Source organism: Streptomyces sp. BK340, from assembly GCF_007827595.1.
Lineage (GTDB): Bacteria > Actinomycetota > Actinomycetes > Streptomycetales > Streptomycetaceae > Streptomyces.
Window position 1 is genome coordinate 1 of record NZ_VISR01000024.1, and the last position, 12692, is coordinate 12692.

9 protein-coding genes are annotated in these 12692 nt (G+C 68.0%); 4 read left to right on the plus strand and 5 right to left on the minus strand.

From position 1 onward, the window contains the following. Positions 1-42: 42 nt before the first annotated feature. Positions 43-915: a hypothetical protein gene (locus FB157_RS32965; protein ID WP_145884335.1), complete on the plus strand. Its 873-nt coding sequence runs from the start codon at positions 43-45 to the stop codon at positions 913-915. Positions 916-1232: 317 nt separating this feature from the next. Here FB157_RS32965 and FB157_RS32970 read toward each other — a convergent pair whose 3' ends face one another. The 5 genes from FB157_RS32970 to FB157_RS32990 all read right to left on the minus strand — a co-directional run bounded on the left by FB157_RS32970 (position 1233) and on the right by FB157_RS32990 (position 9485). Further along, positions 1233-1700, minus strand: a complete 468-nt coding sequence (locus tag FB157_RS32970) for a hypothetical protein (RefSeq protein WP_145884336.1) — start codon at positions 1698-1700, stop codon at positions 1233-1235. Next, complete coding sequence (locus FB157_RS32975) at positions 1697-6466, minus strand: putative T7SS-secreted protein (protein WP_145884337.1); 4770 nt, start codon at positions 6464-6466, stop codon at positions 1697-1699. The genes FB157_RS32970 and FB157_RS32975 overlap by 4 nt, the downstream gene beginning before the upstream one ends. Then, positions 6466-7125, minus strand: a complete 660-nt coding sequence (locus tag FB157_RS32980; protein ID WP_145884338.1) for a hypothetical protein — start codon at positions 7123-7125, stop codon at positions 6466-6468. The genes FB157_RS32975 and FB157_RS32980 overlap by 1 nt, the downstream gene beginning before the upstream one ends. After that, positions 7122-7619 (minus strand): hypothetical protein, encoded by a 498-nt coding sequence (locus tag FB157_RS32985; RefSeq protein WP_145884339.1) that lies wholly within the window; start codon positions 7617-7619, stop codon positions 7122-7124. Before FB157_RS32985 ends, FB157_RS32980 begins: the two co-directional genes overlap by 4 nt. Before the next feature lie 171 nt (positions 7620-7790). Continuing rightward, complete coding sequence (locus FB157_RS32990; RefSeq protein WP_145884340.1) at positions 7791-9485, minus strand: chitinase; 1695 nt, start codon at positions 9483-9485, stop codon at positions 7791-7793. Positions 9486-9836: 351 nt separating this feature from the next. Between FB157_RS32990 and FB157_RS33000 the strand changes: the two genes are divergently transcribed. From FB157_RS33000 to FB157_RS33010, 3 genes are read left to right on the plus strand one after another with little or no spacing between them, the layout of a single operon-like run. Continuing rightward, the gene (locus tag FB157_RS33000; RefSeq protein ID WP_186581796.1) at positions 9837-10679 is read left to right on the plus strand and encodes a hypothetical protein; all 843 of its coding nucleotides are present in this window, start codon (positions 9837-9839) and stop codon (positions 10677-10679) included. A 60-nt stretch (positions 10680-10739) separates the two neighbouring features. Continuing rightward, positions 10740-11444, plus strand: coding sequence for a Flp pilus assembly protein CpaB (cpaB, locus tag FB157_RS33005; RefSeq protein ID WP_145884342.1), 705 nt, complete (start codon positions 10740-10742; stop codon positions 11442-11444). A gap of 12 nt (positions 11445-11456) precedes the next feature. Next, positions 11457-12689, plus strand: a complete 1233-nt coding sequence (locus tag FB157_RS33010; RefSeq protein ID WP_145884343.1) for an AAA family ATPase — start codon at positions 11457-11459, stop codon at positions 12687-12689. The last annotated feature ends 3 nt before the right edge of the window (positions 12690-12692 follow it).

Consider the following 12692-nt stretch of genomic DNA (forward strand, 5'->3'; position numbering starts at 1 on the left):
CGAGTGACCGAAACCAACCCACCTAGAACGTAAGGAGAGCTGATGGTCGGCTCGTCGCATGAGGCGCTGCACCGGATCTTCCAGAAGGACCCGGCGCTGCTGACGAGGGCGTTACAGCGGGTGCTGCACGTGCCCTTCCCCGAACCTCACGAGATCGCGGCGCTGAACGTGGACCTCACCGAGATCGAACCGGTCGAGCGGCGGGTGGACACGTTGTTGCGGGCGGAGACGGACGAGGGCACGTATCTCCTTGTGGTGGAGTCGCAGGGGAAGGTGGACGACCGCAAGCGGGGCAGCTGGCCCTACTACCTCTCCTACCTCTACGAGAAGTACCGCTGCGAGCCCGTACTCATCGTCATCACCCAGAGCAGCGCCACGGCCAAGTGGGCGTCGCGCCCGATCCAGCTCGGCTTCCGAGACTGGCATTCACTGACGGTGCGTCCGCTGGTGCTGGGCCCGGACAACGTGCCGGTGATCACGAGTGAACGGCAGGCGGAGCGGGACGTCCCCCTTGCGGTGCTCTCGGCCATGACACACGGGCGCGGCCCGCAGGCTCCGGCCATACTGGAGTCCCTGGCCTCCGCCCTGCGGACCATCGACCCCGACAGTGCCGCGGTCTTCGTGCAGTTCGTCGACTCATGCCTGGCCGACCCCCAGGCGAAGCAGATGTGGAGGGACCTGATGACGGCGATCCAGTACTTCTGGCGACACCCACTGGCCGAGCAAGTACGCGAGGAGGGGCGTATCCAGGATCGACAGGAGATGACGCTCCGCATCCTGGAGTGGCGCGGCATCCCGGTACCCGAAGCCGTCCGCGAACGAGTGAGCGCCTGCGCCGACCTGGACCAACTCGAGGTCTGGGCCCAGCGAGCTGTGCATGCCACGGATGCGGCGGACCTGTTCGCCGAGGAGTGAGCCGGGGTGGGGACGGTGGCCCACGAGGCAGTAGGGTCACTGTCCGCCGACACAGGAGCGGAATGTCCAGAAGGAGCTGTCAGGCTAGAACACGACTTATGTGGTGCCATGCAGCGGGCGGAATCGCGATGGCGTCTCGTATTCTCCTTCGTCTTGTGTCACCGGAATTCAGTCACGGCGGTCGCCGCTGAAGGGGCAGTGAATCTATTGCAGTGGATTCTATAGGAATTTCGCAATGTCGCCGCTTTTCGGGTGGGGTGCTACTCCCTCGCGGCCTTGATGAATCCTGTCAGCGGCTTGTTTCGGTGAACTCCTGATCATTGAGATTTGAACTCGTGGGTGACGATCCAGTATTCGCCCTGTTCGGCTGTGACTGCGTACAGCGCTTTGCCGTCGAGGGAGAGGCAGCAGAATTCTGGCCTGCCGATGACGGCACAGACGCGGGAGGGCAATCCTGCTCCGAGATTCTTGGGCTCGTGCACGCGGAACCATCCCTTTCTGAGCGACCCCGGCCCCCACAGTATGATCAAGAATTCTCCGCCGTGCGAGGTGAAAAGCGGTGCTGCCACTTCCTGCCACCGCGTGTCAAGGATGCTGAGGGAGTTTTCCTTCTTTGTCACCGTGACGGCAGGTCGGACATTCCCGCTCGATACTGCAAGGGTCGCGACCTCGGGATCCAAGGAGCCTGAGATTGGGGGAATTTGCGATATTTCGAGGCCGCATTTTCGGATCGTTGACTCCCAGTCGATCTCGCCGTCTTCGGTCGTTTCGTGTGTTCCCATCATGAGCCCCAGCCGTACTTGTAGAAGAAGTGATGATCGCCGCCAGGCTTGTCGATGGCATCATACCGCTGCCAGGAGTCTTTGTACCGGAAGAAGTCTCCAGGTGAGTTGTCCCAGCCGAAATTTACTCCTGTTCTCGTCGGGTCGATTTTTGGCTGTCCTGCATGGAAATGAGGGCCGGCTTTGTCGAATGTGTGCTCCACAATGACTCGAGATCCGCTTGGTGTCTCGAATTGCCGGAACTTTCCCAGGTGGGTAACGTTATCGGAGTAGAAATATCCGGGCATGTGGGCCAGGTATTTGACGTCCGTAACAACCCATTCCGCGTCAGGGACGGCCCCATAGGGTACGCCTGCTGCTTCGAAGGCTGCCCGCTCTGCTTCCTCCCGGCGATCGAACGGATTGTCCTTCTCGCCCTTGGGATAGTCCGGTGCCAACCCCAAGCGGTCCGTCCATACAAGTGGATTTGCCACGTATGAGGATGGGTTGGGGGCGGGGGTGAGCCCGAGTGGGTCAGGGGTGAGGTACCGAGCGGACTCAGAGTCGTAGTGGCGGAAGTAGTTGTAGTGGAGGCCGGTTTCGGGGTCGTAGTACTGACCAGGGAAGCGGAGCGGGGTGTAGCCGGTGGCGCCTGTGTTCCAGGCTGTGGTGCCCCAAAGAGTGCTGCGGGTGTGCCAGGCGATGTCGCCGTGTTCGTCGATGAGTTCGCTGGGGGTGCCGACCAGGTCGGTGACGATGGCGAAGAAGCGGGAGTCGATCTCGTCCTGGGGTGTGTCGGCCGCTGTGATGCGTTCTGTTTGGGCGATGGGGCGTAGGCCCTGGTGGTCCCAGGTGAGGGTGACCGGGTTGGGGAGGTCGGGGGATGTCGTGGTCTGTTCGCAGAGGGTGGTGCCGTCCCAGGTGAAGTCGACCCGTTCGACGATCGTTTCGCCGTCTGCAGCGAGGCGGAGTTTCGCGGTGCGGCGGCCCAGAGGGTCGTAGGTGTAGTGCCAGCGGGTGCCGTCCGGGGTTGTCACCGCGGTGAGGCGGTCCTCGGCGTCCCATTCGTAGCGCCAGGTGTCCGGCTTGCGGGACAGGCGGGTTTTCTGACGGAGGGTGATGCGGCCCAGGGCGTCGTGTTCGTAGCGGACGTTGCCGGCGCGTGTGATGCGGGTGCCTGTGTAGGTGCGGGGGCCGACTGCCTCCTGGCCGGGGTGGTTGGCCGGCCAGGTTGCCTGCGTCTGGTTGCCCGCCTCGTCGTACGCGTACCGCTCCGTCCAGCCCGCCGCATGTACCGCCGTCACCCGGCCTGCCGCGTCCAGGTCGAAGCGGCGGGAGCCGGTGAGCTGGTCGTCGATGCCGATCAGGTTGCCGTCGGCGCGGTAGGTGTACGCCCGGTGTTGGACGGTCCGGCCCTCGACACCTGTCACCGACTGGGTCGTCAGGCGGCCCAGTGCGTCGAAGGTGTGCTCCCACGCGATCGTTCCGTCAAAGCGACGGGTCAGTTCGCGGCCTGCCTCGTCGTACGTGCAGTCGATGGCGCGGCCCGAGGCCACCATGCCAGTGCGACGGCCCACGGCGTCGTACGACCAGGTGGTGGTGGCGCCTGTGGGGGTCGTGCGGCTGGTGCGGCGGCCCAGGGCGTCGTAGGTGCACGTCAGGGGGCGGCCGTTGACCGTCTCCGAGTGCAGGCGGCCGTAGCGGTCACGGAGGAGGGTGAGGGTGGTGCCGTCGGAGCCTGTTGCCTGCGCCAGCTGGTCCGTGAAGTCGTAGGCGTACGTCGTGATCTGGTCGGCCGTGTCCTTGCGGATCACCTGGCCCAGTTCGTTCCGCTCGAAAGACACCACCTCCCCGAGAACATTTCTCCGGGAGGTGAGACGACCTGCGGGGTCGTACGCGTACGTCAGGGTGCGGTCGTCGAAGTCCGTCTCCGTCATCAGGCGGCCCGCAGCGTCGTACTCGTACGTCCACGTCAGGCCCTGCGGGTTGGTGACCTTCGTCAGGCGCAGTTCGCTGTCGTGGTCGAACTCGTAGCGGACCCCGTCCGGGCCCGTGCGTGCCGTCAGCAGGTCGAAGTGGGTGTACTCGAAGCGGGAGACGCCGCCGATCGGGTCGGTGTGGCTGGTGCAGTTGCCCTCGCCGTCGTACGTCCACGTCTCCGTCGTGCCGTCCGGGGCCGTGCGGCGGGTCAAGTGGCCCTCGGTCGACCACTCCAGCGACGTCGTAGCGCCGACGGGGTCCGTGATCGCCGTCGGGCGGCCCAGGGCGTCCCGCTCGTAGCGGGTGGTCGCGCCCAGTGGGTCCGTGATCTCCAGGGGGAGGCCTGCGCGGTCGCAGACGACCCTTGTCGTGTTGCCGAGTGGGTCGGTCACGGAGGTGAGGTGGCCCGCCTCCGTGTACGTGAAGTGGGTCGTCTGGTCCGCCGCGTCCGTCACCGACGTGCGGTTGCCGTGGTCGTCGTACGTCTGGCGTACGGTCGTGCCGTCCGGGTTGACCACCTTCACCGGCAGGCCGAGTGCGTTGTACTCCGCCCTCGCCTCGCGGCCGTCCGGGCGGACCACCGACGTCAGGTTGCCCTCGTCGTCGTAGCGCAACGTCGTCGTGTGGCCCAGCGGGTCCGTCTGGGAGAGCAGACGGTGGTAGCGGTCGCGGTGGTAGCGGGTGGTGGCACCCAGGGCGTCGATCTCCGCGACCACCTGCCAGATGTCGTTGACCAGGTAGCGGCGGGTATGGCCCTCACCCGTCGTCACCGTCGTCGTCCGCAGGCCGGTTTCCGGGTCCGGCTCCCCGTACGACAGACGCAGGGTCATGTGGCCCGCCGAGCCGCCCTCGGCTGTGCAGCGGTCCCGGTCGTCGTACTCGTACCTGTAGCCGCGGTCGTTCGTGTCCGTCCAGGAAGTGATCCGGCCGGCCTCGTCGTACGTGAAACGGAGAGGCAGGCCTGAGGAGTTGTAGACCTCCGTGAGGTTGCCGTCCGTGTAGCCGTATCGCTTCAGCTCCTCACCGGTCGTGGCCAGGTGGAAAGCCGTGACGCGGCCGGAATCCGTGGTGACGCGGACAGTCTGGCCACTGCTGGAGACCACCGCCAGCGGAGTGCCCTCCGCGTCGTACTCGAAGGTGATCCAATTGCCGTTGCGGTCGTCCATCTGCTCCAGCACCGCCAGGCTTTCGCCCCGGTCGGCGAAGTGCCAGGTGCGGTGTGTACCCGTGTCCGTGATCGTGTAGCCGTCGTCCACACGGTCCAGGGGCCAGCGGGGGCCATGGCTCGGGAGGGTCGGCAAGCCGGGAGCCGGGTGCGGGTACGCCAGGAGCAGGCCGTCCTCCGTGACGAAGACGACTCCCTCGGCGTCGATCTCCAGGCGCTGGTCCAACGTGGAGGACCAGGACGGGCCGAACCAGCGGCCCAGGTGGTAGCCGGACTCCACTCGCCGCTTCAGGACCAGGGGGAGTACCCCGGGGAGGGTGACGTCCGTCTGCGGCAGGTACATCTTGCCGGTGGCGAGGTTGATCGGGTCGGTGCCCTTGCTCACCGTGCTGTTCTGCTCGTGGGAGGGCGCCGACGGGTCATCGGTCACGGCCTGCCGGGCGGCGTTCCCGGCCTCTTCCCCGGCACCTGCCTCGCCCTCGCGCTTCATGGCTGCCCTTGCCGCGTCCCCGGCCGCCGCCCTTTCCCCAGCCGCAGCCCGAACCCCGTTCGCCTCCACCCCCAACCCATCTGTCAGCAGCACCTGGGGAGCGAACCGTCCCCCGAACTCGGCCGGATCCTTGATGAAGTCGCCCAGGTTCTGCTTCAGCGTGCGTTCCGGATGCGTGACGCCGGAGACGAGGCCGGCCAGGGTCATCGCCTGGTGCTGGAGGGCCTCGGCGGGGTGGGCGAGGTTGTACGGCTCCAGTGGGTTGGCGCTGCGGGCCATGTTCATCAGGCCCGAGAGGCCCTTTACGGCGCCACCGCCGAAGTGGACGGCCTCGGTGTTGAACGCGTCGAAGCCGTCGGCCGCGTCCACCTTGAGCCGGGTCAGCGGGGGTGGTTCGGCGGGGGCGTGCGCGAGGGCCGTGTCGACGGCCTTGGCGGCGGTGTCGGCAGCGGTGTTGCGCTGCTTGCGGGCCTCGTCCAGGATCTCGTCGGCCCGTTTGCGGTCGGCGGTGCCGGGGTCGTGGAAGTCACCGGGGCTCGGGCCGGGGTCCTTGTCACCAGATGCGACCGCGGCTTTGTACGCGTCGGCCTTCTTCTTGTACGCGGTCGCCGCATTCTTGGAGGCCTCCGTGCCCGCCTTGTACAGGTCGATCGCGTCCTTGGCCTGCTTCTGCGCCCAGGTGACCGTCTCCGCGTACGTCTCCAGGGCGGCTGCCGCCTTGGAGCAGGCGTCCGCCGCATGCAGCCACTTCACCGGGTGCATCGCGAACTTCTCGCGGAACGTCTCCGCCGCCTCGCCCTGCCACTGCGAGGAGTCCAGCTTCCGCATGCCCTGGCCGACGTTGTTGAACGCCTTGTGGAAGTCCTTCAGGTGTTGGGCGGTGGCCAGGATGTCCTTCGCGTTGCCGTGCACCAGGTCGGTCGGGTCGTCGCTCTCGCCGAGCTGCTGCTCGCCCGGGGTGGCGCCCAGAGCGGATGCAGCCCCGTCACCCCAGTTCTCGACCTTGTCCGCCCAGCCGTGGGCACCGGCCTTGTCCAGGCCCGCACCGATGAGGTCGGTGCCTTTGTCGATGCCCTCTCCGACGAACTTCTTGCCGGAGTCGATGACGTGCCCGGCACCACCGATGAGGTCGTTGGTCAGGTCACCGAGCCCCATCAGCCCTCACCCCGCTGCTCGGCCGCCCGGGCGCGCTCCTCGGGGGACGGGCCCCACGTGTCGTCGAGCATGCGGTTGTAGTCGTCGCTGTTCCCGGTGGCCCGGTTGATGTCGTCCATGGTCACGCCCGGCGGCAGCCCCACCGATCCGGTCAGGACGTCGCGCCCGGCGTCCTTGAAGCTCTGCTTGCTGTGCTGCCAGGCCTCGTCGAAGGACGCCCCGCTGTAGTCGGGGTGGGTGAGGGCGTCGGCACTGCCCTGTGAGAGTTGGCCCCAGCTCATCTTCTCGACGTCCTCCTCGGACGCGTACGGGTTGCCCACCACCGAGTTGAAGCCGACCTTCAGCGCGCCGCCGACGTACTGGTCCGTCTCGTACAAGGTGCCCGCCGACAGACCCACGTCCTCCGCGAAGGTGTTGCCCTCCACCACCAGGGCGCGCACACCCCACTCCCAACGCTCGCAGTAGGACTTGAACTTGGATGTCAGGCCCTCATGTCCGAGTTGGAGCCCGGACAGTTCCAGATTCGAGAAGCCACGGCCCACGCCGGCCAGACTGTCGACGCCCAGCTCCTTCAGCTCGGCGAGCGTCTGGGTGATGCCCTTCGCGATCTCGTCCAGTCCTGCGGCCCGGATGTCCTTGCCGCCTTCGCCCCCGCTCACTGCGGTGCCTCCCCAATCCTCACGTCCACGGCCACCGAGTCCGGCACGATCCCCGACACCGGCGGGAACAGCACCCCTTCAGCCCCACTGGCTGCATCCAGGGCCACGCCGCACGGCACCCCGACAGCGGGCACGGCCGCGTCCAGCAGCCTGGCGCCCAGCACCCGCTGATACGCCCACTCCCGCTCGCCCTCACCCCTCGCGATCGCGAACCGGGCAAGCGCCGACTCGTTCGAGAAGGCCAGGATCCAGCGGATGCCGCCGTAGTCGGCGGTCAGTGGGGTCTCCTCCGCATCGACGGGTAGCAGCACTGCCGTACGGCGGAACTCGCCCAGCACAGCAGCGAACTCACGGCGCCTGCGTGCGATGTCCTCTGCCTCGGAGGAAGCAGGAGTCACAGGAGATGCGTCCGCGTCGGCCGGCTCCGCATACTCCGCCAGCCGCGACCTGCGTATCGGCCCCGACGAGTCGGCGCCACCCCCGTGATCAGCCATGCCCGGGATCATCACATCGGTACGTTGCCGGAAGCAACGCGGTACTTGGCACAGTGGAGGCCCTTTGGCCGAATGTGTCCGTCGGCAGAGACCCGCATACGAGGACGCCCGGACCCCATCGGGCCCGGGCGTCCTCACGCCGAGAAGTCGGAGAGGCTCAAGAACCCCCCGCTACGGCATCCCGTGCACATGCGCCCCCACCGAGTTCGACCACGCGTTCCCCGAAGCCGCGTCCCAGTTCGTCGACCAGGTCATCGCGCCCCGCAGGTCCGGGTACGTCTTCGACGGCTTGAACGAACCACACCCCGTGCCCTTCGCCAGGCAGTCCAGCGCGTTGTTCACGACGGTCGGCGACACGTACCCGCTGCCCGCCCCGCTCGTCGACGCCGGCAGGCCGAGGCCCACCTGGGACGGGGAGAGGCCGCCCTCCAGCTGGATGCAGGCGAGGGCGGTGAGGAAGTCCACCGAACCCTGCGAGTACACCTTGCCGTCGCAGCCCAGCATGGAACCGCTGTTGTAGTACTGCATGTTGACGACGGTCAGGATGTCCTTCACATTCAACGCCGTCTGGAAGTAGGAGTTCGACGTCGACTGCATGTCGATCGTCTGCGGGGCCATCGTGATGATCAGCGACGAGCCCGCCTTCGACGACAGGGAGCGCAGCGCCTGCGTCATGTAGGTCGCGTTCAGGCCGTTCTCCAGGTCGATGTCGACGCCGTCGAAGCCGTACGTCTGCATCAGGGAGTAGACGGAGTTCGCGAAGTTCGCCGCCGACGTGGAGTCGTTGATCGACACCGTGCCGTTCTGGCCGCCAATGGAGACGACGACCTTCTTGCCGGCCGCCTGCTTGGCCTTGATGTCCGCCTTGAACTGGTCGACCGTGTAGCCGCCGAGGCCCGCCGAGTCCAGGTTGAACGACACCGCACCCGGCGTCGAGGTCGCGTCCGCGAAGGCCACCGCGATGATGTCGTAGGCCGAGGGGACGTCCGAGATCTTCTGGACCGTCGCGCCGTTGTTGAAGTTCTGCCAGTAGCCCGTCACGGCGTGCTTGGGGAGATTCCCGCCGCCTCCGCCGGTGCTGCCGGATGTCGTCGTTCCCGTCACCGCCGCCGACTTCGCCGACTCCCCCGCCGAGTTCGTCGCCGTGACCTGGAAGGAGTACGACGTCGACGCCGACAGGCCGGTGATCGTGGCCGATGTGCCGGTCACCGCCGTCACCTTCGTGCCGCCCCGGTAGACGTTGTAGCCGGTCGCGCCCGACACCGCGGACCATGACAGCGCCACCGAGGAGGAGGTCGTACCGGAGACCGAGAGGCCGGAAGGCGTGGACGGCACGGTGGGGGCCGGGTCGCCGCCACCGCCCCCGTCCGGGCCGTAGACCGAGACGTCGTCCGCGTAGTACGCGGCCTGGCCGTACCAGCCGTGCGTGTACACCGTGACCGACGTCGTCGACGAGCCGGTCGTGAACGTCGTCGACAGCTGCTTCCACGAGGACGAATCCGGCGTCCACGTCGAGACGTCCGTCGTGCCGGTGCCGGTCACGCCCAGGTAGGAGTAGCCGCCCTGCACCCACGCGCTCAGCGTGTAGGTGGAGTTGGGCTTCACCGCCACGGACTGGGTGCACTGGGCGTTGTCCTGGCCGGCCGGGGTCGCCTTCAGGGCCGACGAGCCGCCGTGGACCGGGGACGAGACCGTCGTGCCGCTGCCCGCCGTGCAGGTCCAGTTGGTCAGGCCCGACTCGTAGCCGGCGTTCTTGACGTTGTTGACGTCCGTTGCGGACGCGGGGGTTGCGGTGAGGCCCGCCAGTGAGAGGGCGAGGGCGGTGGCGGCGGACCACATCGCGATCCGTCCTCTGCGTCTGGGCATGCCTGGTGCGCGGTCCACTGGGGCCTCCGGTGGGGAGTCTGCGGGGAGAGGGGTGAGGGACGGTGGCCACCGTTGGCCTACAAGTTGGTCCAGACCAATCTCACTGTCAAGAGGTCCAGACCAAAACCATCTCCGTCGCCGAGAAGTTCATCCGCTCAACCTGTCCGGTTTTGGCGGGACTTGTGCCCAGAGAGTTCCGCACGAGCTACACAAACGCTGTTCTCCGGTCATCGGGGCGTGGATACAGTGCTCAGGTAGTCACGCAATGAAGTCGTCCTGGCGCATTGGAGTTACGCCGGTGGGCCGAAGGGTGTGAAGAGCGGGGAGCTGCGCGTGCCAACTGTCATTGCCGTGACCAGTGCCGACATGGCACTGCCGGCGCAGGACGAACGGACCATGCCCGCCGCCGTGCTGCGCGACCTCGACCAGCGCCCGCTGGATCACGCCCTCACCGAACTCCACGCCCTGATCGAGCAGTACGGATATGTCGTGGTCGTGTGCTCCCAGGCCGCTCCGGAGCCGGTGGTGCGGCGGCTGTACACCCTGCGGTCGTTGCTGGAGAGCGATCGCATCGCCTTCTTCCGGCCCGAACTGCCCCCGCTCGGCACGGCCGTCCTGGCCCGGCAGCTGCGGCAGCTCGCCTCCTGCGACCTCAGCCCGGGTGTGCTGGCCTCCGCCGGGCGGCTGCTCACCCACTACGTCCACGCCGGTGCCGTCCTCGGGTCGGTCGCCCGGCTCGACCGGGTGCCCGTCGGGCTCAAGGCGCACGCCAAGTCATGGGTGCCGGGCAGCCAGTTCGCCGTCGTCGCCCATCCCGATCCGCAGCTCGTCAAGGTCGCACCCGGTGCCACACTCAAGGGACCAGAGTTCAGCACATGGATGCTCGTCGCCAAGGGACAGCTCCAGACGGACTGGATCGCCGGGCTCGCCGAGGAGTGGGGTCCGTACGGGCTGCGGGAGGCGCCGTTGCCCGCCGAGTCCTCGCGATGGTGGGGGACCGGGCGGCTGGTCGAGTTCTGCGGCCATCTCGCCGACCTGTCGGTCCTGTACCAACTGGTGACCTCGGTACGGCAGTCCAGATGCCACTGGTGCGGCCTCGACGTCATCGGCGACCTGTGCGTGTTCTGCTCGGCCACCCCGCCCGTGTACGAGCCTCCCGCGCCCCGTGCTCTGGAACAACGAACGCCCGCCTGACCCGCACGGACGTCACTCACATCCCGCTCGACCGATTCCCCCAATGAGGTTGCACGGTTCATGAACTCCCGTCAGCGCCGCGGCGTGATACTCCTGATCCTGTCTGTCCTGTGCGCTCTCGGCGCGTTCGCCGGCGTGCTCTCCGTCGTCGACGACGTCCAGTCCAAGGTCGGGCCCGAGGTCAGCGCCTATCGGGTCAGGTCCGACGTGAAGCCGTACACCGCGCTGAACACGGGCCAGTTCGAGAAGATCAAGATGCCGAAGCGGTGGCTGTCCGGCAATGCCGTCACCGACCTCCGGCAGATCCAGGGCAAGATCGCCGTGACCACCCTGCGCGCCGGCTCCCTGCTGCAGACCGACATGGTCGTCGACCAGCCGGCCCTCCAGCCCGGCCAGCAGGAGGTCGCCATCATGATCGACGCGGCGACCGGAGTCGCCGGCAAGATCACCCCGGGGTCTCGGGTCAACGTGTACGCCACCTTCGAGGGGAAGAAGGAGGGCGACCCGGACCAGTCGAAGATCATCGTCACCAACGCCCGGGTCCTCGACGTCGGCCAGATCACCGCGCTCGACCCCGACCGCGACAAGAACCAGCAGCCCACCGAGGCCGTCCCCATCACCTTCGCGCTGTCCACCCTCGACGCCCAGCGGATCACCTACGCCGAGTCCTTCGCCCAGCGGGTCCGGCTCGCGCTGGTGGCGCCCGGCAGCGAGACCAGCGTCCCGGACAAGGACCGCACCTACGAACTCGCGACGGACAAGTGAGAGGCGGCCCGCATGCCCACCAGGATCCTCCCGGCCGGTGCGGACCCGGACGCCGTCCGCTCCCTCACCACGCTGCTCAGCCAGCTCCCCGACGCCGAACCGCAGCCGCCCGTCGGTGACTCCACCCAGCTGGTCGACACCCTCGCCCGCCTCGCCGCCGAGTCGGTGGACGAACTGCCCGAGGTCGTCGTCGTACACGAACACATCGGCCCCGTCCCGGCGCTGGAGCTGATCCGCGAGGTCGCCCTGCGCTTCCCGGCCGTCGGCGTCATCCTCGTCAGCACCGACGCGAGCCCCGGCCTGTTCGCCGCCGCCATGGACTCCGGCGCCCGCGGCCTGGTCGCGCTCCCGCTGGCGTACGAGGAACTCGCCAGCCGCGTCCAGGCCGTCGCCCAGTGGTCCACCGGCGTACGCCGTCATCTCGGCCGCGGCTCCGACGTGTTCGGCGGGGCCGGCGGTACGGTCGTCACGGTCAGCGGCGCCAAGGGAGGCGTCGGCGCGACCCTGGCCGCGATCCAGCTCGCGCTCGCCGCCCAGGCCTCCGGCCGGTCCACCGCCCTGGTCGACCTCGACCTGCAGACCGGCGACATCGCCTCCTACCTGGACGTCCAGTTCCGCCGCTCGGTCGTCGACCTCGCCGCCATCAGCGACATCTCCCCACGCGTCCTCGCCGACGCCGTCTTCCGCCACGACACCGGCATCGCCCTGCTCCTCGCCCCCGGCGAGGGCGAACGCGGCGAGGAGGTCACCGACCGGGCCGCCCGCCAGATCGTGAGCGCCCTGCGCTCCCGCTACGAGGTCGTCGTGGTGGACTGCGGGGCCCAGCTCGGCGCGGCGAACGCGGCCGCGGTGGAGTCGGCCGACACCGCCCTGCTGGTGACCACCCCGGACGTGGTCGCCGTACGCGCCGCCAAGCGGACCGTGCGCATGTGGGACCGGCTGCAGATCCGCAAGGCCGAGGAGACGACGGTCGTCGTCAACCGGCACACCCGGAGCACGGAGATCCAGCCCGCGCTGGTGCAGCGGATCACCGGTACGGCGGTGGCGCGCACCGCCGTACCCGCCAACTTCAAGGAGCTGCAGGGGGTCGTGGACGCGGGACGCCTGCACGAGCTCGACGGCAGGAGCACGGTGAAACAGGCCCTGTGGGCCCTCGCCGACGAGCTGGGCCTGGCGAAGGCACCCGAGGCGTCCCATCGCGGGAGCGGCCGGGGGGCGGTCGGCTTCCGGCGGCGGAAGGAGTGAGCG

What these genes read in the sequence shown, in the direction of transcription:
- FB157_RS32965 (WP_145884335.1), top strand. Translation starts at nt 43, where the DNA reads ATGGTCGGCTCGTCGCATGAGGCGCTGCACCGGATCTTCCAGAAGGAC.
- FB157_RS32970 (WP_145884336.1), bottom strand. Translation starts at nt 1,700, where the DNA reads ATGATGGGAACACACGAAACGACCGAAGACGGCGAGATCGACTGGGAG.
- FB157_RS32975 (WP_145884337.1), bottom strand. Translation starts at nt 6,466, where the DNA reads ATGGGGCTCGGTGACCTGACCAACGACCTCATCGGTGGTGCCGGGCAC.
- FB157_RS32985 (WP_145884339.1), bottom strand. Translation starts at nt 7,619, where the DNA reads ATGGCTGATCACGGGGGTGGCGCCGACTCGTCGGGGCCGATACGCAGG.
- FB157_RS32990 (WP_145884340.1), bottom strand. Translation starts at nt 9,485, where the DNA reads ATGCCCAGACGCAGAGGACGGATCGCGATGTGGTCCGCCGCCACCGCC.
- cpaB (WP_145884342.1), top strand. Translation starts at nt 10,740, where the DNA reads ATGAACTCCCGTCAGCGCCGCGGCGTGATACTCCTGATCCTGTCTGTC.
- FB157_RS33010 (WP_145884343.1), top strand. Translation starts at nt 11,457, where the DNA reads ATGCCCACCAGGATCCTCCCGGCCGGTGCGGACCCGGACGCCGTCCGC.